We start from the raw sequence: 22,220 nt of genomic DNA on the forward strand, positions 1-22,220 counted from the left end.
GTCGATTCCAGCGGCGCGCCGTCATGGCTGCGCCCCCTGTTGATGTGCGTGTGGAGGACACATGTGGACCCTGTATCGCGTCGAGCGGCGTTTGCTCGGCTGTTCCATGGCGGCGAGCTTCGGTCTCGCCGTGCTCGGTTTTGTCATTGCGGGCCTGTCGGGCTCCCAGGCGGTCTTTTTCGACGCCCTGTATTCCATTGCCGGCCTGGTCACGACCTGGGTTGGTCTGCTGGTGGTGGGGCGGGTCGGCCGCCACTCCGCGGCCTATCCCTTCGGCCAGTATGGCTTCGAGCCCCTGTATAACGTGATCCAGGGGCTGGTTCTGGCCGCCGTCTGCGCGGTCGCGGCCTGGCAGGGCGTTGTGGCCGTGCTTGCGGGCGGGCGCGAGGTGGAGCTTGGTCTTGCCCTAGTGTATTCGCTGGTGGCCATGGCCCTGGCGATCTGGCTCGGCCGTCTGCTCGGTCGCGCCAGCCGGCGGATCAACTCACCGGTGATCCATCTGGAAGCGGTGGCGTTCCGCCTGGACGCCTGGATGAGTGGCACCGTCGCCGCCGGTCTGCTTGCCGGCGTTGCGCTCAAGGCGGCGGGATACGAGGTGCTTGCCCTTTATGTTGATCCGGTGCTGGTGCTGGTCATCATGTTGCTGGTGGTGTGGACGCCGCTGCGGCTGGTCCGTGACAACCTGCAGGAGCTGCTCTCGCGCGCGCCGGAGCACGCGGTGGTCGAGGCAGTCCAGCACCGTGTGGCCAACGCCGTCGGGCACGGCCCGTGGCGTCTGTCGCAGACCCGGGTGACCAAGTACGGCCGCACCCTGTTCGTGACAGTCAGTGTCACGGTTCCGCGCAGTATTGACGCGGTCTCCGTGAGCGGCCTCGCGGAACTGCGCCGGCGGATTCATCGCGGCGTGCGCGCCTACTGGCCCGGTGCGGAGGTGGAGATCGACCTGGGGGTGAGTTGATCCCGTGCCTGCATGGCGTCCCGGACCTCCCCGGGGAGGCGCGTGTAGTCCACCTTGGCATTGTGGCGACGGTCCATGGGAATGCGGGGCACGGTCACCACCCGCTTCACCCCGGCCCACGCCAGCTGGCGTTGCAACGCGCGCTCATCCGGCCTTTTCCCGGGTCGGGCCTCGACCGCGAGCACGTGCTGCCCGTCAACCGTGGTCAGCGCGCAGGCCGCGACGCCGGGAACCTGGCGGGCGGCACATTCCACGGCGAACGGGTAGAGCGTCGCATCGCCGGTGTCGAGACGCGCGCCGCTGCGACCCAGTAGCCAGAGCTGACCGGCGTGGTCCAGGTAGCCGCTGTCGCCAGTGCGGTGCCAGCGGACCCCATCCACCTCGAACTTTGTCTCCCGGTCACCGACGCCGTTGAGATAGCCGGGCAGTACGTGCGGTCCCGTGACCACGATCTCCCCGGCCCTGCCGGGCGGCAGGCAGGCGTCCCGGAACGTCTCTGCAGTGAACGGGCCGGGTTGCGCCGTATCCTGCTCGGGCAGGATGGCGATGCGTATGGCAGGCACCGGCTGGCCCGCGAGCAGCCCGCTGCCCGTGGCCATGGCCCGTTTCTCACGGGGTGTGACGGCGTCGAACGCGACGTCCGCAATAGGTTCGGCTTCCGTGGACCCGTACACGGCCGTGACCCGCCCCTGGGGCATGATCGCGGCCAGCCGGGCCAGCAGGTCCGGGAATACCGGCGCGCCGCCTGCATGGATCTGCCGGAGTCGGGGCACGGTGGTGCCGCGCTGCTCGCAATGCTCGGCAAGCCGCTCGAAGAACGCGGGCGACGCGCTTGCCCGGGTGGCCCGGTGCGACTCGATGACGCGTCGGATGGCTTCGCCGCGCACCCGCCCGGGCTGCTGCAGAGGAAACGGCGGAATAATGCTGGTGACCCCAGAGCCCAGATTGGCGAGCACGAAAATGGGCAGCGTGCTCAGGTCGCGGTCGCCGGGTTGCAGGGCCAGGGCTGTGGTCAGTGCGTCGTGCTGCGCCAGCAACTGGCCGTGGGTGCGCACGGTCGCCTTGGGCATACCGGTGCTGCCACTGGTGAATGTCAGCAACGCGGGGGCGTCCGACGGCAGCTGCGCCACCGGCGGCGGGGTTCTGGTCCGGTCAGGGCGCAGGTGCCGCGCTCCGGGGATCCATCCACTCGTGGTGAATTTCAGCGGAATCCGCCGCAGCTCCGGCATCAGCAGCCGCAGTGCGTGGGCGCGCGGGCTGGCGATCATGGCACGGGGCGGGTGCAGTTGGCAGCAGCGTTGCAGATGCTCCCGGCCCGCGCCCGGATCGATGATGACCGCCACCAGGCCAAGGCGGAACAGCGCCACCAGCACGGCGTAGAGTTCCGCGGACATGGGTTGCAGCACCAGCACCGGGTCGCCGCGGCGCAGGCCCTGTTGCTCCAGCCGGGCCGCGATGCCCGCGGCCCGGCGTGCCAGCGCGCCGAAATCGGCGTGCCGCCACAGGCCGTAGCGCCTGTCGATGATGGCGTGGGCGTCCGGCCGCGTCTCGGCCTGGCGCTCCAGAATGGTCGCGACGTTCATTGCGCCTCCAGGTTCCGGCTGAGAAGGGCGTAGCGGCGCAGTGGCCTGGCGTGGTGTCTGCCGATGCGTACCGACGGGTTGTCGTCACGCATCAGCGCGTGAATCGCGTGCCGGTAGCCTAGGGCGCGTGCCCGGCGGTGTACTGCCGCGGTCAACCAGCCGCCGAGCCCCTGGCCGTGGTAGTCGGGATGAACCGCGAGGGTTTTCACGATAATGGTGTCCCGGTCCGGGTTCAGGTAATCCGGCAGCGCGAAGACGACACCGCAGGGGCGGCCGTGCTGCTCCGCGATGAGCACAAGGCGCGGGTCGATCCGGGGTTCGATGGGTTGATACAGGGCCTTGAACGCAGACGCGGACAGGGGCGTGAACAGCAGATTCTCCCGGAACGCCGCCATGCACAGCGGGTGGAGAGCGTCCAGCTCCTGCGTGAACGCCTGAAGGTCCAGCGGCCGTACCCGGATGCCCTCCGGGATTGTGCCCGGGTCGCTCTCATCGTCCGGAATCCGTATGAGCGTGGAGCGGTAATGGGCCATGGGGCGAAACCCCGCCGCCAGCCAGTGATCCGTCCACGCGGGCGGGTGTGCCGGTTCCATCAGGAACGCCGGGTGGGTGCCGGCCTCGGTGATGAACCGGTAGGGCTGCCAGGTGCTGCCATCCATGGGGCCGACGGCGGTGGTGCAGCCTGCACGGCGCAGTTCGGCACACGCGTGCCCGAGCAGGGCCTGGGCTGCGTCTGCATTGTCGGCGTCGTAGTGACCGATCAACCCGCTGCGTGCGCCATCCACGGCCGGCGTCCGGCGCCACCAGAGCGAGCACTGGGCCAGACGGGTCCGGCCGTCAAGCAGTGCCCAGTGGGCATCGGGTGTATCGCCGTCGGTCAGGCCCGCCAGCCCCTGGCCGGTGAGGCCGGCTGCCGGAGTGGTTTCCTGGAGATCGTGCGTTGAAGTGATCGTGACAAAGCGCATGGTCAGCTCCCTATGAGCGCAATGGGGGATACGGCGGCGGCGATGGTGCCCTGGCGCAGCCAGCGGGCGTTGTCCACGGGGCAGTCGTCCAGGCCGGGTTGCAGACGGCTGAACAGCAGCGCCGCCAGGGCGGTGGCTGCCCCGCCCGCCGCAACCTGAAGCAGTAGGGCGTGGCTCGTGACCGCCCCTGTTGCGCCGGATGCGGCCATTGCGGCAAACGGCACGTAGACCAGCGCCCAGGCACGCAGAGCGGCGGTTACCCAGGTGCGCCAGTTGCTGGTCCGGGGAAACTGGTAGCGGAACCGGGCCACACCGATGATGGCGAGTTGCGCCGCAAACGCCGCCGTATAGGGCGCGTAGAGTTCCGGACGCTGCAGGTGAAGGGCGAACAGCAGCCAGAGGCCGCCCGGGATGGTCACGCTGAGCAGCGCCCGCAGCCCGTGGACGTGGTCACCGTCGCCGTTCAGTCGCCGGGAGAGCAGCACGTAGGTGATGAATACCACCAGCGGCGGCACCAGCCAGATCCAGCCGCCAACTGCCCAGAGCAGGTAACCGATCAGTGCCGTGGCAAGCGTGGCGCTGTCGTGGAGGGTGGTGCGCGTGCGCCACCACCAGGCGAACGCGAGCAGGCCGGCGGTGACCGCCAACAGGCCCGCCAGTTGCCCCGTGTCCGCATGCCAGTGGGTCGTGAGCAGCAGATAACAGCCCAGGGGAATGTAGATGTTATCCATGCCGCGCCAGGCGATGGCCTCCAGCAGCATCACCAGCAGGGCGAGCACCAGGCCGAGCAGCAGCGATTCGGGGCGACCCACATCGCTGAACAGCAACAGCGGGACATGGACGCTGAGAAACGTGACCAGGAAGAAGGCGGCGGACCCCTCCAGGCTCTTGCGGCCTTCACTGGTGGTGTAGCGCACCGTGCCGTAGCGCAGGCCGGCCAGTGCGGCGGCGGCATCGGCGAGGGTCAATACCAGTAGCGGGATGACGTACAGCAGTGGCGTGTCCGCCGTGAGCAGGAACAGGACAGCCACGGCCACCGGGAACGCGATCTCCCCCACCGAGCGCCGGGAGATGTCGTGCAGGATACTCCCGGGCCCCTGCCCGTAAGCCGCCAGAATCCGCACGCCGACAAGTCCGGCCAGTGCCGCGCCGGTGAGCGTGAGGACCGGCCAGGCCTCGGTGAACACCCAGGGCAGTGTCATGCAGATCCCGCCCGCGCCGACATGAAAGAGCTTGCGCACGAGCTCCGGGTGCAAGGCGAATCGCCGCTGGCACAGCCACAGGCCGAGCCCCAGTGCGGTCAGTGCGGCGAGAACGCCGGTGATGGCGAGCCATGGGTCCATTGGCGCGGTGCTCCCTGTTGATCAGATGACGGATTCCACGACGAAACGGCTGTAAAAGAACGCCTTGTCCTGCTCGTGGAGCTGGTCTGCCAGTTCTTTCCGGGGGTCCAGCCGGTCTGCCAGGTTCTCCGGCCGTGTGCGCGGGACCAGCATGTTCCAGTAAGCCAGTCGCGCGCCGGGCGCGCTGGCATGAACGAGCTGCTCCAGAAGCGATGTCTGGCTCGCCGGGCTCATGTACTCGAACACGTCGCTCAGGTTGCAGGCGTGCAGCGTGCCCCGGTCCAGCGTCGGCAGGAACCCTTCCAGGGAGCTCCGGTGCCATTCCAGCCGGTGCAGGTTATCGCGGATCGCGGCCACGTTCCCGGGTCGAAGGGCGTGGGGCAGTGCCTGACCGTGGGTGCCGGTGAGAATCCAGTGCAGATACGGGTTCGAGGACGGGTCCAGCACCGTCAGGGCGTGCCGGGTCCGACGCAGCAGATGGCTGGAGACGCTGCCCTGGATGTAGCGGAAGAATGCCGGGTCCCGCCCCAGGCGACCCATGACCGGACGCGAGAAGAAGAGCCGGAAGAGAAGCCGCCACCGCCAGTTGTCCCAGTGCCGGTCGTGGAAGTGCTCCCGTGCGTCGGCGTCACGGGGCTCGAGTAGCGCATCGACGCGCCGCCGGGGATGGATGAGCGGCAGGATCCGCCGGCGGAACTGCGCGAGATAGCGCTCGAACCGGCCGGCCGACCCGATGCCCTGGCGAATCGCGGAGCCGTTTTGATCCCAGAACTGGCGGCTGTCCGCCGACAGGGCGGGGCGGCACCGGCGGTAGAGGGCGTCGCGGTCATCGCCGGGCCGGGATCCCATGAACACCAGCAGTTCGTCGTAATCCAGCTCCCGGTAGGCCGCCACCCGCAGCTCCAGGCAGGCCAGCTGAGCCGGGTTCAGGTCCAGGGCGATGACGCGCTCCGGCCCGCGGCTGAGCATCGACAGCGTGTTGTCGCCGGCGGACGCGATGCTCAGGCAGTGCTGGCCGGGCTGGATGTCCAGGCCGCCCAGCAGGACGTCGGCGTCTTCCCAGCACTGGGCGTAACGGATGGTGGAGAAATCCGCGTGCTGTCCGATTTCACTGCGCATCAGGCCACCTCCCGGGTCGGGTTGGAGAGGCGCCGGATGGTGCCGGTGCCGCCGTTGATCTCCACCAGCTCGCCGGTCTGGAGCGTGCCGGTGACACCGGGGACCGAGACGATCGCCGGCGTGCCCAGCTCCCGCGACACGATGGCGGCATGGGACAGTTGACTGCCGTACTCGATCACGACGCCGCGGGCTGCCGACAGGAGCATGATCCAGCCGGGATCGGTGCGTTCCGCCACCAGGATTTCGCCGTCTTCCAGGACCGTGTCGCGCGGGTCGTGAACCACGCGCACCCGTCCCCGGACGGTTCCGGGGCAGCACGCCTGGCCGACCAGGTCGCCATCGGTGTCCGTGGCGCCGGCATCGGCGGTAGCGTTGCCCGTGGGCACGTTCAGCGGGGCCGGGCCCCGTGTTTCAAAACGCTGCGGGGGCGCCGGCAATGCCCTGAATCGGGCGAATGCGGCGCTGCGGGCGTCGGCAAGCGCCTGCAGGTCAGTGCAGGTGGCGCTGCCGTCGGGGTAGCGCAGCACCTCGTCCAGCTCCAGGTGGAAAATGTCGCCGGGTTGGTTCAGGACACCATCGGCGTGGAGCCGGCGGCCCATTTCCACCATGATCCGCCGCACCCGTCCGAACACGCGTGTGCGCTCGAAGCGAAGGTTCTCCCGGTCGACAACCAGCGCCCGTGCATTTCGCAGGACCCACCAGAACACGGCCCGCCGGGCCGGCCGTCCACGCAGTGCCTTGCGGGCCTGCTGCTCGGTAGCGGCGCGGATGGCATCGCCGGCGTAATCCCCGGCCGGACGCTGCTGGCGCGACGCCAGTTCGCCGACGGTGCGCAGCAGGGGCAGCGGGTCGTCCCGCAGTGTGGGGCTTTCCAGCTTGAGCTCCTCCAGGCAGCGGTCGCCGAACCGGTCCAGGTAGGCCTCGTAAGCGGTGGCAAAGTCCGGTGCGTCCGCGATGGCGGCGTTGATGGCCGCAAGTGAACCGTGGCGGAGCTGCTCCACCAGCCGGGTGTGACCGCGGGCCAGGGTGGCCAGGTCGCGCAGACGGTGGGCCGGTTCCGTGCTGATCATGTTGCCTTCGCCGATCAGCAGGTCGTTTGCCATGCTGCCATCCGTGTCGCCGCACCAGCGCTCGCAGAGGCGGCGCAGGGAGCCGTGGAAGATCATGGCAAAGAAGTCGTTCACCAGTGGCGCGTCCCAGCGCTTCAGCAGTTGCCCTTCCAGTGCGTGATAGTGGCCGACGAGCTCATCGGGTCGCATCTGTTCCAGGGGCTGCTCCGGGGGTTGCAGTGCCCTGTCCAGTCGCTCGCGGAACCGCCGGATCGACGCCGGCAGGCGGATGAAGTTCCACGCAATGCCCGCAGTGGTGCGCAACAGCCGGAGCCCGTCCGTGACGCGGGCGAGGCCATTTTCACGCCGTTGGGGCTGGGTCTGCCCGTCGTCCAGCCTCTCGGTGACGCCCATCATCTGTTCCATGAAACGCCGGTTGAGGGTGAACCCCGGCAGCAGGGCCAGAAGCCGGTACCAGTTGCACAGGTTGTAGTAGATGCGGCCATTCATCAGGCCCAGCATGCGGCGGAACATTGCCTGATTCGCGTCGACGCGCTGTGACGGCACGCGCATGAGGTGGCAGAACTCCCGGTAGACCGCCTCGTAGACGGTTCTGGCGAAGGAGAACGTGAGCGGGGTGGTGACGCCGTTGTAGCTCTCGGCAATATTGCTGTTGTCCCAGACCGCGTGTTCGCCGTCCGGGTCCGGAAGGCCGGCCAGGGTGGTGATCGGCCGGGACTGCAGAAGGTGGAGCCGATCGTTGCGGATGGCCCATTCCACGTCCTGCGGGCGTCCGTCCAGTGCCGCGCACCGGCGTGCCAGCGCCGCGATGGCCTGGATCTGGTCGTCCCGCAGTGCCACGGCCGCCGTGCCCCCTGCAGCGGCAGGCGCGCGGCGGATGATCGTGCCCGCCCGGTCCACGTGATAGGTATCGGCGTTCACGTCACCGCTGACCAGGGCGTCGCCTGTTCCGGGCGTGGCGGCAATCACGGCGGTGCTGCGCGAACCGCTCACCACGTCGGCGCTGAAGGCGACACCGGCCGCGTCCGCGTCGATCATCTGCTGGATCAGCACCGCCGGTGCCTGCGGCGGCCCGTTCAGCCCCCGTTCGCGGCGATATGCCATGACGCGTTCGCCGAACGCCGACTGCCACACGCGGACGATCTCCCGGGGGACGTCCTCGGGGGTCACGTACAGGCTGCTCTCAAGCTGGCCGGCGAACGAATGGCTGGCGCCGTCCTCGTCGATGGCCGAGGAGCGCACGGCCACCGTGCCGTCGCCGGGGCATACCTGTTTCAGAGCGCCTGCTACCGCCTGCTGCAGGGTGTCGCTCATCCGCAGTGCGGCGAGCGCCCGGGCAATGGCCGTGGGGTCGCCGCTATCCAGGGCGTCCTGCTGGGCAGACGTCAGGCAGTCGTGCAGTGCCGACGGGGGCACCACGAACCAGGGAGGCACGGTGCCGGCGCCCTGGAGTGCCTGCAGGCCGTATGCCTTGCCGCCAATGGTGTCTCGGGCGGCGCCGTCCGTGGGAAAGATCAGCAGTGTCATCAGACTGTCTCCATGCCAAGTGAAACGACGAGCAGGGCCGCGTAAACGGCCAGCGTCCAGATTGCCGAGAGGGGTTCGAACCAGCGCGCCGTGCCCGAACCGGGCCGCTTGAGGAAGGCGGCGGCCGCGACCAGGGCGAGCAGCACGGGCAGCGTCAGTACCACGGCCACAGTGCCGGCCCGCGCCAGCGGCACCGCGGCAAGCACCGTCAGCAGGCCGGTTGCGCCCATGGCGCCCAGCCAGGCGGCCACGGAACGGCCCCGCCCCCAGACCGTCGAATAGGTGTCCACGCCGGGTTCTTCGTCTTCCGGTGCGCGGATCTTTCGACCGATCTCGATCACCACGCCGTTGGTCAGGGACAGGCCAAGCAACAGGCCCAGCTGTGCCGGGGGAGGTGCGGCGGCGACGGCCCAGTCAAACGCGGTGGCGTGCAGCACGATCAGCGGCATGATCAGCATGTGGGACCACAGGTAGATCAGGGGGCGTGCCTTCAGCCAGCGGTGGACGAAGAACTCCCGGCTCATGAGCCCCAGGTAGAGCCACGTCACTGCCAGGGTCAGCAGGAGTGCGGGCGCCACCACTGCAGCAATGGCTGTCTGCAGTGCCACGGCCATGCCGCCGGCCACGCCAAGCTCGCGCAGGGATACCAGCCCCCGTGGCACGGCGCGATAGGGGCGATGGCGGCAGTCCTCCGCATAATCCTTGAACTCGTCGGCGATCCGCAGGCACAGGAAAAACAGCAGCGTGCTGATGGCGGCGCCCGCGAGCGGGAACAACCCGCCCGGGCCGGGGGTGCCCCGCAGCGCGGCGGAGTAGGCCAGGGCCGTTGCGCTGAGCACGAGGATCAGTGGCAGGTGGGCGTGCAGCGGGAAGCGTTCCCTCTGGTAGGTCCACCAGCGGCGCAGTGAAGACTGGGTATTAGGTGTTGTTGCGGACACGGGCGAGTACCTCATGAGCGCGGGAGAAATGGCCGGAGCACAGCGCCCCGATGATCGACAGCTCGCCGGCGAGACTGAGCGCGGCGGCTACTTCGGCCAGCGCATGGGCGCTGCCGGGGCCGTCCAGTCCGAGGAGACGCAGGCAGGCGTTCTGACTCGGCAGGCTGGTGCCGCCGCCAATGGTTCCAACCATGAGATTGGGTAGGGTGACGGCGGCGTAGAGGCCGGTATCGGTCTGCTCGAAGCGGGTGACCCCGACGGCGGATTCGGCCACACAGGCGGCGTCCTGCCCGCAGGCGATGTAGAGCGCCGCGAGGCCGTTGGCGTAGTGTCCGTGGACGCCGATGGTGCCGCTCATGACCCCGCCCATGGCGGACATGCGCCAGTAATCCACCATGGCTTCCGGTGTCGTGTGCAGCGCCTTGCGGACGTGCTCCCCGGGAATGTGGACTTCGGCGGTGACCTTGCGCCCGCGCACGCCGATAAAGGACTGGGCGCTCGCCTTCTTGTCCCCGGAATGGTTGGCTTCCACAAAGTGATACCGGGGGGTTACCGGCGCGTTGGCCATGACGTAGGCGCAGATCGCCTCGGTGGCGATGGTCACCATGTTCTGGCCGGATGCCTCACCGGTGGAGAATTCGAAGTTGAGGTAGACGTGGTTGCCTTCGATGGTGACCCGCAGATTCCGGAGGCGGCCGTGACGGGTGGTGGCTTCGCCCGCCGCGCGCAGCGCGTCCAGGGACTGGAGGGCCCAGGCCACGAACTCGCCGGCGTCGCGCAGGTTGTCGAAGGCGAAGCCCGGGGCGCGGCTGACGCCTTCGTCTATGACCATGGCGGTGCAGCCGCCGACGGCCGTGATCAGTTGGGCTCCCCGGCTGTAGGAGGCCACCAGCGCTGCTTCCGACGTTGCCAGGGGGACGTGGTAGTCGCCCTGGGCGAAGAGTCCGTTGACGCGCAGCGGGCCGGCCAGCCCCACCGGCAGCTTGACCGTGCCGATGAAGTTCTCGATGTTCGCCTCGTAGGCGCCCATGTCGGCCACGGTCTTGTCGTCGAGCAACTGGGCGCGGGCGTCGCTGTCATTGCCCGTTGCCTGCCAGCGCCGCTCCACCAGCCTTTCAAGGGTGCGGGGGTTCAACGGCAGGCGGCGGTCACTGGGGGTGTGGTCAGCGCTGAGACGCGCATGCAGCGACTCGGCGGAGTGTTCGGCCAGTAGTTGACGGAGCCAGGCGTTGGCCTGTGCATGATCGGTTGCCATTGGAGGTCATCCCTGATGGTTGTTGTCGGGCCCCTGGCTCGGCGCGTCAGCCGGCCAGGATCTGTGCGCCGTCAGGAGTGACGTGCACGGCGTAGAGAATGAACCCGACGGCGACGGCCGCGATGGTGAGGATGCGAAGCGTGCTGCGAACGACCGGTGTCATGAAAGCCTCCTGATGCGTTGAACGTGGAGCGCATTCTTGGCATTCGCCGGAGGCTGTTCAACGCTTGCCGCACACGTATCGCAATACGCGACGACCGGGGGCGTAGGGTGAGACTGCGGACCGCCTCCGGTGCCTGGTGACGGGGTTGTCGGTCAGCCGGCGGGCTGGTCGCATTCCCCGCCCGGGGGCAGCGACCGGGTGCGCCCGCCGGTTCGTGTCTGGGCAACATCGAATCGGGTTTGCAGTTCCAGAAAGCACCAGATATAGTGAAATATGTCTGGTTCGGCTCAATATGTATGGTTAAATTCTGACCAGTCGCATCCTGAGCCGTCGCAAGAGGGAATCCGGTGAGACTCCGGAACTGACGCGCAGCGGTGTGGGGGAACGACCCCGGCAAGATGCTCAGCATCAGACACTCTCGCCCATGAAGGGGAGGGGAAGTCGCCGGCAGTAGGCCACGGAATAGTTGCCCCCGAGTCCGAAGACCTGCCAGAGCCTGCCCCGTCGGCAGGGAACACTGTGCCTTCGCGTTCAGGGCCAACAGTGGTGACAGTCCCGGACTCTCCTGTCGGTGTCGAAGACGACACCGCGCCTGCCTGTCCGTTGCTGCGCCCTGTCGCGAAGGAAAGCAAACGCGACCAGGGAGTAGTCACCTCATGTCATCCACCGTAACCGCCACCCGGGAATCCCGACACGGATCATCCGCCGCGCCCGGCCTTCGTGTCATTCGACGGGACGGATCCGTCGCCGAATTCAATGTGGAAAAAATCGTTGTCGCCATCGGCAAGGCCTTTCTGGCGGTCGAAGGCGACAGTGCCAGCCAGTCCAACCGTATTCACGAACGTTCCCGGGAACTCGCCGCCGGTATCGAGGAGATCTTTCATCGTCGCCTGGCCGGGCAGGGCACGGTCCATATCGAGGACATCCAGGATCAGGTGGAACTGGCGCTGATGCGCTCCGGTGAGCACCGGGTGGCCCGGGCCTACGTGTTGTACCGGGAGGAGCATGCTCGCCAGCGCCAGGCGCGGACGCCGGACGAGCCCCACCCGTCCCTGAGCGTGACGTACGCCGACGGCGAGCGTCGCCCACTGGATCTGGGCCGGTTGCGGGCCCTGGTCCGCCAGGCCTGCGAGGGACTGGAGGATGTGGACGGCGAATCGCTGCTGGACGAGACGCTGCGCAATCTGTACGACGGCATTCCCGAGCGGGAGCTGTCCACGGCGCTGATCATGACGGCCCGCTCGCGCATCGAGAAATCACCGGATTACAGCCCCTTGACCGCACGTCTGCTGATGGACCCGATTCGCCGTGAGGCGCTGCGGGTTCTGGGGCTGGCGGAGCAGGCCAGTCACGAGGACATGGTCGAGCTGTATCCCCGTGCCCTGTCCGCCGCCATCGAGTTCGGTATCCGGCACGAGCGGCTGAATCCGGCCCTGGCGGAGTTCGATCTGGACGCGCTGGGCCAGGCGCTGCAGCCGACCCGGGATGCGGCCTTCAGCTTCCTCGGTCTGCAGACCCTGTACGACCGCTACTTCCTGCACCACGACGAACAGCGTTTCGAGCTGCCCCAGGTGTTCTTCATGCGGGTGGCCATGGGGCTGGCGCTGCAGGAGGACAAACCGACCGAGCGGGCGATCGAATTCTACGAGCTGTTGTCGTCCTTCGACTACATGGCGTCCACGCCGACGCTGTTCAACAGCGGCACGCTGCACAGCCAACTGTCCTCCTGTTACCTGACCACGGTGCCGGACGACCTGGAAGGCATTTACGGCGCTCTGCGGGACAACGCCATGCTGTCCAAATGGGCCGGCGGGCTGGGCAACGACTGGACGCCGGTGCGTTCCCTCGGTGCCCATATCAAGGGCACCAACGGTCGCAGCCAGGGCATCGTGCCGTTTCTCAAGGTGGTCAACGATACCGCCGTGGCGGTCAATCAGGGCGGCAAGCGCAAGGGTGCGGTCTGCGCCTACCTGGAGTCCTGGCACCTGGACATCGAGGAGTTCATCGAGCTGCGCAAGAACACCGGGGACGACCGTCGCCGCACCCACGACATGAACACCGCCAACTGGATTCCGGATCTGTTCATGGAACGGGTCTTCGACGAGCGCGAATGGACGCTGTTCTCGCCCTCGGACGTGCCGGATCTGCACGATCTCTATGGCCAGGCGTTCCGTGAGCGCTACGAGCACTACGAACAGCTGGCGGAGAGTGGCGAGATCGAGAACTACAAGCGGGTGCCGGCCAGGGATCTCTGGCGTCGCATGCTGTCGATGCTGTTCGAAACCGGTCACCCGTGGATCACGTTCAAGGATGCCTGCAACCTGCGTTCGCCCCAGCAACACGCGGGTGTGGTGCACTCCTCCAATCTGTGCACGGAGATCACCCTCAACACCTCGGACGATGAAATCGCGGTGTGCAATCTGGGGTCCATCAACCTGGTGCAGCATCTCGACGATCAGGGGCTGGATACCGAGAAACTCGCCCGGACCGTGAAGACCGCGGTGCGCATGCTCGATAACGTCATCGACATCAACTACTACGCGGTACCCGGGGCGAAGCGCAGTAACGCCCGGCACCGTCCGATCGGGCTCGGCCTGATGGGCTTTCAGGACGCGCTGCACAAACGGAAACTGGCCTACGCCTCCGAGGAGGCGGTGCAGTTCGCCGATGAGGTCATGGAGCACATCAGTTACCACGCCATTGGCGCCTCATCGGACCTGGCGGCCGAACGGGGTACCTATGAATCCTACGCCGGATCGCTCTGGGATCAGGGCATTCTGCCCATCGATTCCATCGAGAACCTGCGTGACGCCCGTCCCGAGGGGTATCTGGAAGTGGACACCAGTGCCAGCCTGGACTGGACGCCGGTGCGGGAGAAACTGCGCCGCCAGGGCATGCGCAACTCCAACGTTATGGCGATCGCACCGACGGCGACCATTGCCAATATCGTCGGCGTGTCCGCCTCCATTGAGCCCACCTACCAGAACCTGTTCGTGAAATCGAACCTGTCCGGCGAGTTCACCATCGTGAACCCCTGGTTGGTCCGGGCGCTGAAGGAGCGTGGTCTCTGGGACGAAGTCATGGTCAACGACCTGAAGTATTACGACGGCAGTGTGGCGCCCATTGATCGCATTCCCGATGACCTCAAGGCCCAGTACGCCACCGCCTTTGAGGTGGAACCCCGATGGCTGGTGGAAGCGGCGGCGCGCCGCCAGAAATGGCTCGATCAGGCCCAGTCGCTCAACCTCTATATCGCGGAGCCGGACGGCCGCAAGCTGGATGTGACCTATCGCATGGCCTGGTTGCGCGGCCTCAAGACGACTTACTACCTGCGCAGTCAGGGCGCCACCCAGGCGGAGAAATCCACCATGCATGACGGCGCCTTGAACGCGGTCAGCAGCCAGCCCCAGGCCTGCGCCATCGACGACCCGGATTGCGAGGCCTGCCAGTAAAGGCCAACACCAATCAGGCAGGGCGGCGACACGCCCCCAACGGGGCGGGTGCCGCCAACCAGACAGAAACACCCGATAACCGGAGGATCCCATGTCCGTCCTGAACTGGAACGATTACGACGACAACGGTGCCGTGACCGAGGCACCCGAGCCGACCCAGCCGGAACCGGCCGCGGCGGCGGAAAGCCCGGCCGGTGCCCCCACCGGACTGGAGGCGCTGGAATCCGGTGCCGAACGGGTCGCGGTGGGCGACAAGCGCATCATCAACGCCCGCGCGGACGTGAACCAACTACTGCCGTTGAAGTACCACTGGGCCTGGGAGAAGTACCTGGCCGGATGCAACAACCACTGGATGCCCACGGAAGTCTCCATGCAGGCGGACATCGCCCTGTGGAAGAGCCGCGACGGTCTGACCGACGACGAGCGGGCGATGATCATGCGCAACCTCGGCTTCTTTGCCTCGTCCGAGTCCCTGGTGGCCAATAACGTGGTGCTGGCCATCTACCGCTACATCACCAATCCGGAATGTCGCCAGTACCTGCTGCGCCAGGCGTTCGAGGAAGCCGTGCATACCCACACCTTCCAGTATGTCGTGGACTCCCTCGGCCTGTCCGAAGGCGAGGTCTTCAACATGTACCGGGAGGTGCCGTCGATTACCGATAAGGCCGCCTGGGCACTGAAATACACCCGCAACCTGGAGGAGGGCAATTTTGATACCTCCACGGATGAGGGCGCGCAGAACTTTCTGCGGGACCTGGTGGCCTTCTACGTGGTGTTCGAGGGCATGTGGTTCTATACCGGGTTCGCCCAGATCCTCAGCCTCGGCCGGCGCAACAAGATGACCGGGATCGCGGAGCAGTATCAGTACATCCTGCGGGATGAATCCCTGCACCTGAACTTCGGCATTGATGTGATCAACCAGATCAAGCTGGAAAACCCTCACTTGTGGACGCCCGAATTCCAGGCCGAAGTCATCGAGATGCTCAAGGAGGCCACTCAACTGGAGATCGCTTACGCCGAAGACACCATGCCCAACGGCCTGCTCGGCATGAACGCGCAGATGTGCGAGGAATACATGCACTTCATCTGCAACCGCCGCTGCAGCCAGCTGGGCCTGCCGGAGCTGTTCCCCGGTGCCCGGAATCCGTTCCCCTGGATGAGCGAAGCGATTGATCTCAAAAAAGAAAAGAACTTCTTCGAAGCGCGTGTGACGGAGTATCAGACCGGTGGTTCGTTGAAGTGGTAAGACAGCGGTTCGGGCCGGTGGGTACGCCACCGGTCCGCCCGGTCAACGACCGGGACCCGTCTTCGCCTAACCGGCGCCCATGGGGGGTCAGCCCTGTTTGCGGGCGTAACGGGAGAACATGGAGAACGCCCACACGCGCTGTGCCAGCATGACGCTGCAGCCGTGGCGCTCGTCCAGGGGCAGGCCGCTATCCAGGCGCGCCAGTTCATTGAACTCCTTGGCCAGGGTGTTGAGCTTGCGCTCCATCACCCGGAGTGATGCCTGGGAGAGCATCCCCGAGACGAACTGCAGCGACTCCGGCGGTGTGTCGAAGGCGGAGTCGAAGAATTCGCCGCGTACGTGCTGGTCGAAGAAGGCGCGGATCGGGCCGTTCTCCCGCCAGGTGAGAAAACGGGACGTGAGCAGCCGCGCGCGGTTGCCGGGCTGGAGTTCGATGAGTCCCATGCGGTCCAGGCGGGTCATGAGCCGGATACAGTCCAGCTCCTCCAGGTCGTAGTCGGTGATGATGTCCGCGAGGGTGTAGCGGTTGAGCAGCAGGTAGAACACCAGCAGCAGGCGGGGTTCGTCCGCCAGTGCCTGCTCCTGGGCGGCAGAGAGCTGGCGGATCTCGCCAGCGCCGTCCTCCACCATCTGCGAGAGCTCCGTGAGCGACAGGCCGGCCAGGTTGCTGACCGTCTCCAGCCGTTGCAGCGAGAAGCTCTCCTCCGAGAACAGCCGTTTCACGCTCGCCTCGCTGAGATCCAGTGCATCGGCGACATGGGCGTAGGTGACGCCGTGTGTCTTCAACGCCCGTTTCAGGGTGTTGATCAGCAGGCTGGTTTGCGGCGTCGGGCTCATGGCGTCTCCTCCTGCAGGCTGGCGACTCGGCGCTGGAGCAGTTCCGCGGTCGCCTCGTGCGGCGCAACCGGCTCACCGGCGGAGAGGCCCACGCGCTCCAGCAGACGCCGGGGGAGTTTGAGAAATGCAGGCCCGTCCTTGCGGCTGAAGAAGCTGCCCCACAGGCCGCTGAGCGCCATGGGGATGACCGGAACGGGCCGCCGGCGCACGATGTGCTCGATACCGCGCCGGAAGGTGTTCATCTCGCCGTGATCGGTGATCCGCCCTTCGGGAAAGGTGCACACGATCTCGCCGTCGGCCAGCGCGGCATCAATGCGGGCGTTGGCCTCTTCCAGGAGTTGCGGGTTCTCTTTCGCCGACGCGATGGGAATGGCCTTGGCCGTGCGGAAGATGAAGCTCAGCAGCGGGATGCGGAAGATGCGGTAGTGCATCACGAAGCGCACGGGGCGTCGGACCGCGCCGGCAATGATCAGCGCATCCACGAAGCTCACGTGGTTGCACACCAGGACCGCCGGGCCGTCCTCGGGAATATGCTCCAGCCCCTGTTTGCGCAGCCGGTAGACGGTATGAATCGCCATCCAGATCAGGAACCGCATCAGGAATTCGGGCACGAGCGTGAAGATGTAGAGCGCCACGGCGGCGTTCATCACGCCGACCACCAGAAACAGCTGCGGGATGCTGAGCCCGGCGACTCCGAGCAGCACGATGGCGAACCCGGATGCCAGCACCATGGCAAGGGCGTTGAGGACGTTGTTGCCCGCGATCGTGCGGGAGCGGTGTTCCGGGTCGCTGCGCTGCTGAATCAGGGCATACAGCGGCACGATGTAGAAACCGCCGAACAGGCCCAGCAGGACGACGCTGGTGAGCAGCGTCCAGCCGTAGTCGGTGGCGAGGAACTCCGCGGGGGTCATCAGCGCATCGACGTTGAGCTCCGTGGGGACGGTGAAGAACATCTGGATGGTGAACACGCTGATGCCGATGGCGCCGAACGGCACCAGCCCCAGCTCCACACGCTGCCCGGAGAGGCGGTCGCACAGCAGTGACCCGACACCGATGCCAACGGAGAATGCGGCCAGTAGCAGTGTGCCCACCAGTTCATTGCCGCCAAGGGCGAGCCGCGTGTAGTTGGGGAACTGCGTCATCAGCAGGGCGCCGAAGAACCAGAACCACGACACGCCGATGATCGCCAGGAAGACGGTGCGGTTGCCGTAGGTGTAGCGCAGGTTGCGGGCGATCTCGCCGAAGAGGTTCCAGTTGATGGTGAGATCCGGCGCGGCCGCGGGTGCGTTGGGGATGCGGCGGGATGCCAGGTAGCCGAGCACCGCCAGCACCACGACGGCGATGGAGACCAGTGCGGGGCCGGCATCGGCGCGCTCGATCAGCAGTCCGCCCGCGATGGTGCCGATGAGGATGGCGAGAAAGGTGCCCATCTCGACCAGGCCGTTGCCGGCGACCAGTTCGTCGTCCCGCAGGTGTTGTGGAATGATGCCGTACTTCACCGGGCCGAACAGGCTGGACTGGGCGCCGAGCAGGAACAGGGCGGTGATGAGCAGCCACAGGCTCTGGGTCAGGAGGCCGGCGACAGCAACCCCCATGATGGCGATCTCACCCAGTTTGATGGCACGGATGAGACGGCTCTTCTCCAGTTTGTCGGCGATTTGCCCGGCCAGCGGCGAGAACAGGAAGAACGGCAGCACGAACAGCCCGGCGGCGACGTTGATCATGACGTCCGGGTTGCTCACACCCCAGCGGGTGCCCTGGAACGCGATGAGGATCAGCAGCGCCTGCTTGAACAGGTTGTCGTTGAAGGCGCCGAGGAACTGGGTGCAGAAAAAGGGTGCGAAGCGCCGTTGCCGCAGCAGCGACTGGGTGTTGCCTTGAGCCATCGTTGCGTCCTTTCAATGTCCTTTTCGGCCGCACGGGTCCGGGTGCGCGCAGGCGTCAGCCGGGTAAGGTACCAGCAGGGTAGCGGATGGCGCTACCTGGACGTGCCGGACGGCTCAGTTGTCGTGGTTGCGTTCCAGGCGCTCCAGCATGTCGTCCACGGCCCGGTCGAGCTGGCGGTCGCGGTCGGCCACTTCGTCTTCGGGGGTCTGCTCCACGAGAATGTCGGGCAAGGCGCCGTTGTGCTCCATGTCGGTGCCGTCGGGCAGGTACCAGCCGCGGTAGGGGCGTCGCAGGTTGGCCCCGTCGATCAGGGAGTGACTTCCCGTGGAGATGACCCCGCCATAGGTCTGCTGGCCCACCAGGGTGCCCCGCTCCAGGGTGGAGAAGGCGTGGGCCAGGATTTCGGCGTTGGAATAGCTCTTCTCGTTCGCCAGCATGTTGATGGGCAGGGTGTAGCGCGGCGCGTCGAGACGGTCCTGCGGGTAATGGCCCGTGGCTTCCCCGTCGGCGCCGGCCGGGATGGTGTAGGCATGCTCGCGGGTCATGATCGACGTGAGAATGCGGTCCGTGGTGTGGCCGCCGCCGTTGTTGCGGACGTCGATGATGAGCCCTTCGCGGTCGTACGCGGCGGCGTAGAGATCGCCCTGGAAGTCTTCCAGGGAGGTCTGGTTCATGGACTGGATGTGGATGTAGCCCAGGCGGCCGTCGGACCGCTCTTCGACCCGTTCACGGCTGCGCTCGCGGAACGCGTCGTAGCGCAGCGTGGCCAGGTCGCTGTAGTCCACCGGCGTGACGAGCGTCCGGGCCGGTGAGGGGCGACGACCCGAGCCCCGCTCGAAGGTGACGATCACTTCCTCGTCCACCCGGCCCCGCAGCCGGTAGAGCATGGTGTCCCGCTCGTGGAACGGCTCCAGGTCGATCTCGGTGATGACATCGCCTGGCTCCATGCGCGCGGGGCCGCGATCCACCGGGCCATCCGGGATCACGGAAAGCACGCGGTAACCCCGGCGCCCGTCGTCCAGCTCCACCGGCTCGTAGTCGATCCCCAGGCGCCCGGACGGCTGTCGGCGGGCGGCACCGGGGCCGGGGTTCGAGAGTCCCGTGTGGGACGCGGCCAGCTCACCGAGCAGGCGGTTGGTGATGTCGCTGAACTCGCTCGCGGTGCGTGTGCGCCGGATGAGATCCTCGTACTCCGCGACCACCTCGCCCCAGTCCAGCCCGTTCATGTCCTGACGGTAGAAATGTTCGTCCATGACGCGCGCGGTCTCGCGGAATTTCTGCAGCGCCTGTTCGCGCAGATCCACCCGGATGCGCGCGGAAATGTCGGGATGGGTTGGCGACCCGCCCGTGGTCGATACCACACCGACGCGACCATCGGCGATGTAGATGACGCGGTCACCGGTGACGTTGAGGTGCTGGACCTCGGCACGGGGGGCGAGGCGTTTGCGGTCGCTGCCGTCCCAGTTCATGGACACCAGGCCTTCGCCGCTCTGGTTGAACACGAACCGGTCGCCGCCCGGGGTCATCTCGTTGGCGAACTGATGGCGGGGCAGGTCGGCCACCCGCTCGATGCGTCGCCAGGCCCTGTCCAGATCCAGTGACACCGGCTCGACGGCATCATCCGGATCGCGCTGTACCGGCAGGGGGCGCCGCTTGGCGGCCTCGGCGCGGGCGTCGCGGTAGTACGTTGCCCGTTCCCGGCGGGTCATGTTCTCCAGTGAGCGGTCCAGGTAGATCCGGTAGAGGTTGTAGTACTGGCCCGAGCGGTTGGAGATGAAGCTGAGCTTGCGGCCGTCGGCGGACCAGCGCGGATTGATGTCGTTGCGCGGGTGCCGGGTGATATTGACCGGTGCCGCGGATCCGTCGGCCGGCACGATGAAGATGTTGGCGCTGAAGTCCAGGTTGTTCTGGGAGTAGGCGATGTGGCGGCTGTCCGGAGACCAGCGCCAGTGGATGTTGCTGTCCCAGCCTTCCACCAGGCGGGTTGTCTCCCCGGTGTCCAGGTCCAGGGTCATGAGGTCGCCCCGCCCCCGGCGAAAGGCGACGGAGTTGCCATCGGGTGACGGCGAGGCTTCCCGGTCGTTGTGTTCAGTCTGCACCATGGGGCGGATGTAGAACTGAACCGCGTCGTGCCAGCGGGCCGGGTCCCGGTGGCGCGGCAGGTCGCCTGTATCCTCGTCAGGGTCCAGCTCCGTCTCCGGAATGGTCTCCGGCTCCGCATCCGGCTCGTCCAGCGGTTCCGGCAGCAGTGCGGGGTCCGGCGGATCGTCGGGCTCCGGTGGCAGGCCCGGTTCCACGGGCGCGAAGGGGTCCTCCGGCTCGTCGGAGCGTTGTCCCGGGTCCGCGTCGTCCTCGTCGCCCGATCTGGCTGCAACCGCCATGATGCCGTCGTCCACGGGCTCCGGCGCCGGATCCGCGCCCGGCGGGATCTCCTCCACGGGGCTTTCGGCAATCGCGTCCGAAGGCTGTATCCGGCCGCTGCGGATCTCCTCCCGGGTGAGGGCGACCCGCGCCTGGTAGATGGACTCCGTGCCGTCGCTGTCGTTGGTGAAGTACAGGCGCAGCCCGTCGGGGGACCAGCTCAGGTCCTTATGGCGTGCGTGGGTGCCACGGGTCACCGGCCGGGTGGGGCTGTGCTCGTCGATGTGACGAACGTAGACGCGGCCATAGGCGATGTAGGCCATGGTGCGACCGTCGGGGCTGAGAGCGGCTTCCGTGATCTCGCGGTCGATGCGCTTGAGCTCGAAACGGTCGTGGCCGTCTTCGCCGGCGCGCAGCGCAATGGGCCGGGGTTGTGCGTCGTCGCTGGCAAGATCGAGGGTGTAGAGCGTGTCCCATACCTGGACCACGGCAGTGCTGCCATCCCTGGAGACGTCGAAGTGCTGCACGTCGTGGCCGTTGAAATCGGTCAGCCGTTCGATGGCGTCGTCTTCATCCAGGCGCATGCGGTAGAGGTTGACGGTCTCGCCCTCGCGGTCGGACATGAACACCAGCGTCCGGTCGTCCGCCCAGCGTGCATTGCCGTCGTCGCCGTCGCGCTCCGTGAGGGGGCGAAAGCTGTCCTCCTCGTGGTCGTGAAGCCACAGGTCCATGGCTTCGGGGCCCCGGTAGTGCCGCCGGTTCCAGCCGTGGTAGATCCCGCCGCGGGTGAACACGGTGCGCAGGCCATCCGGCGACAGCCGGGGCTCCGAGCCGAAGGCGTCGTGAAGTCGCCGGTGGTCACCCCCCTCCGGTGACACCACGTAGGGCCGCTGGTCGCGGTAGACGTCCGCTTCCAGTAGCCCGGAGAAGGTGATGACCGGATTGCCGTCGGCGTCCAGGTCATAGCCGGGGTTGCGCAGGTGACGATCGCTGTGGGTGAGCTGCGAGACGCGCGTGCCGTCCTCGTGGACCCGCCAGAGGTTCAGGTAGCCGTCCCTGACGGACGTAAAGGTGAGCCAGTCCCCGTCGGGGCTCCAGCTGGAGTGGAGGTCGTCCTGCTCATGCCGCGTCAGGCGCCGGGCATCGCCACCGGAGACAGGCGCCCGCCACAGATCGCCGCCCCAGGAGAAGGCAATATGCTCGCCGTCCGGGCTGATGGAGGGAAAGCGCGGGAGACTCACACCGTCATCATCGGCTGTTGCTGCGGCGGGCAGCAGCAGACAGCAGCTCAGCGTGGTAAGCGCTAGATGGCGGATTAGACGGTTCACGCACGGCACCCGGATTGTTTCTGGGAGCAACATAACAAGCCGCAATTCAAGGACTCAACGACCGGCATCACAATTCTGACGACTGCAGCGGGCGGGGCTGGCTCGTATTCAGGTATTGTATTACTGTTGTGCAACGAATATATAATTATTGCTGGCCTGCCGGTCCGGCAACCCTGACCCGAGAGCGA

At 66.9% G+C, this 22,220-nt stretch carries 13 protein-coding genes and 1 riboswitch; of the genes, 3 read left to right on the forward strand and 10 right to left on the reverse strand.

Annotated features, from left to right (window positions below; all coding sequences use genetic code 11):
- Nucleotides 1-61: 61 nt before the first annotated feature.
- Nucleotides 62-958, forward strand: a complete 897-nt coding sequence (locus tag BMZ02_RS01435) for a cation diffusion facilitator family transporter (RefSeq protein ID WP_091639297.1) — start codon at nucleotides 62-64, stop codon at nucleotides 956-958.
- Here the strand turns inward: BMZ02_RS01435 and BMZ02_RS01440 are convergent.
- Genes BMZ02_RS01440 through BMZ02_RS01470 form a run of 7 tightly spaced genes read right to left on the reverse strand, consistent with a single transcriptional unit; the run spans nucleotide 913 to nucleotide 10,758 of the window.
- The gene (locus BMZ02_RS01440) at nucleotides 913-2,541 is read right to left on the reverse strand and encodes an AMP-binding protein (protein WP_091639298.1); all 1,629 of its coding nucleotides are present in this window, start codon (nucleotides 2,539-2,541) and stop codon (nucleotides 913-915) included. The genes BMZ02_RS01435 and BMZ02_RS01440 overlap by 46 nt on opposite strands.
- A complete protein-coding gene (locus BMZ02_RS01445) occupies nucleotides 2,538-3,506 on the reverse strand; it encodes a GNAT family N-acetyltransferase (RefSeq protein ID WP_091639300.1) in 969 nt (322 codons plus the stop codon). Before BMZ02_RS01445 ends, BMZ02_RS01440 begins: the two co-directional genes overlap by 4 nt.
- A 2-nt stretch (nucleotides 3,507-3,508) precedes the next feature.
- Nucleotides 3,509-4,849, reverse strand: a complete 1,341-nt coding sequence (locus BMZ02_RS01450) for a hypothetical protein (protein ID WP_091639302.1) — start codon at nucleotides 4,847-4,849, stop codon at nucleotides 3,509-3,511.
- 21 nt (nucleotides 4,850-4,870) lie between these two features.
- Entirely contained in the window at nucleotides 4,871-5,968 is a 1,098-nt protein-coding gene (locus BMZ02_RS01455) for a BtaA family protein (protein ID WP_091639304.1), read from the reverse strand.
- Nucleotides 5,968-8,565 carry a PEP/pyruvate-binding domain-containing protein gene (locus tag BMZ02_RS01460; RefSeq protein WP_091639306.1) on the reverse strand — a complete coding sequence of 866 codons (2,598 nt, stop codon included), beginning with the start codon at nucleotides 8,563-8,565 and terminating at the stop codon, nucleotides 5,968-5,970. The genes BMZ02_RS01455 and BMZ02_RS01460 overlap by 1 nt, the downstream gene beginning before the upstream one ends.
- Nucleotides 8,565-9,503 (reverse strand): UbiA family prenyltransferase, encoded by a 939-nt coding sequence (locus BMZ02_RS01465; RefSeq protein WP_216110656.1) that lies wholly within the window; start codon nucleotides 9,501-9,503, stop codon nucleotides 8,565-8,567. Before BMZ02_RS01465 ends, BMZ02_RS01460 begins: the two co-directional genes overlap by 1 nt.
- Nucleotides 9,484-10,758 (reverse strand): hydroxymethylglutaryl-CoA reductase, encoded by a 1,275-nt coding sequence (locus tag BMZ02_RS01470; RefSeq protein WP_091639309.1) that lies wholly within the window; start codon nucleotides 10,756-10,758, stop codon nucleotides 9,484-9,486. The genes BMZ02_RS01465 and BMZ02_RS01470 overlap by 20 nt, the downstream gene beginning before the upstream one ends.
- Nucleotides 10,759-11,212: 454 nt before the next feature.
- Nucleotides 11,213-11,429: riboswitch (cobalamin riboswitch) on the forward strand.
- Between the two features lie 148 nt (nucleotides 11,430-11,577).
- Between BMZ02_RS01470 and BMZ02_RS01475 the strand changes: the two genes are divergently transcribed.
- Nucleotides 11,578-14,373: a ribonucleoside-diphosphate reductase subunit alpha gene (locus BMZ02_RS01475; RefSeq protein ID WP_091639311.1), complete on the forward strand. Its 2,796-nt coding sequence runs from the start codon at nucleotides 11,578-11,580 to the stop codon at nucleotides 14,371-14,373.
- A gap of 91 nt (nucleotides 14,374-14,464) precedes the next feature.
- The gene (locus BMZ02_RS01480) at nucleotides 14,465-15,619 is read left to right on the forward strand and encodes a ribonucleotide-diphosphate reductase subunit beta (RefSeq protein WP_091639313.1); all 1,155 of its coding nucleotides are present in this window, start codon (nucleotides 14,465-14,467) and stop codon (nucleotides 15,617-15,619) included.
- A gap of 87 nt (nucleotides 15,620-15,706) precedes the next feature.
- On the opposite strand, the gene BMZ02_RS01485 is transcribed toward BMZ02_RS01480, so the two are convergent.
- The 3 genes from BMZ02_RS01485 to BMZ02_RS01495 form a co-directional block, all read right to left on the reverse strand.
- Nucleotides 15,707-16,456, reverse strand: coding sequence for a helix-turn-helix domain-containing protein (locus BMZ02_RS01485; protein WP_091639315.1), 750 nt, complete (start codon nucleotides 16,454-16,456; stop codon nucleotides 15,707-15,709).
- Nucleotides 16,453-18,342, reverse strand: coding sequence for an MFS transporter (locus tag BMZ02_RS01490; protein ID WP_091639317.1), 1,890 nt, complete (start codon nucleotides 18,340-18,342; stop codon nucleotides 16,453-16,455). Before BMZ02_RS01490 ends, BMZ02_RS01485 begins: the two co-directional genes overlap by 4 nt.
- 114 nt (nucleotides 18,343-18,456) lie before the next feature.
- The gene (locus tag BMZ02_RS01495) at nucleotides 18,457-22,032 is read right to left on the reverse strand and encodes a S41 family peptidase (RefSeq protein WP_245753905.1); all 3,576 of its coding nucleotides are present in this window, start codon (nucleotides 22,030-22,032) and stop codon (nucleotides 18,457-18,459) included.
- Nucleotides 22,033-22,220 lie beyond the last annotated feature (188 nt).

Source organism: Aquisalimonas asiatica, assembly GCF_900110585.1.
GTDB lineage: Bacteria > Pseudomonadota > Gammaproteobacteria > Nitrococcales > Aquisalimonadaceae > Aquisalimonas > Aquisalimonas asiatica.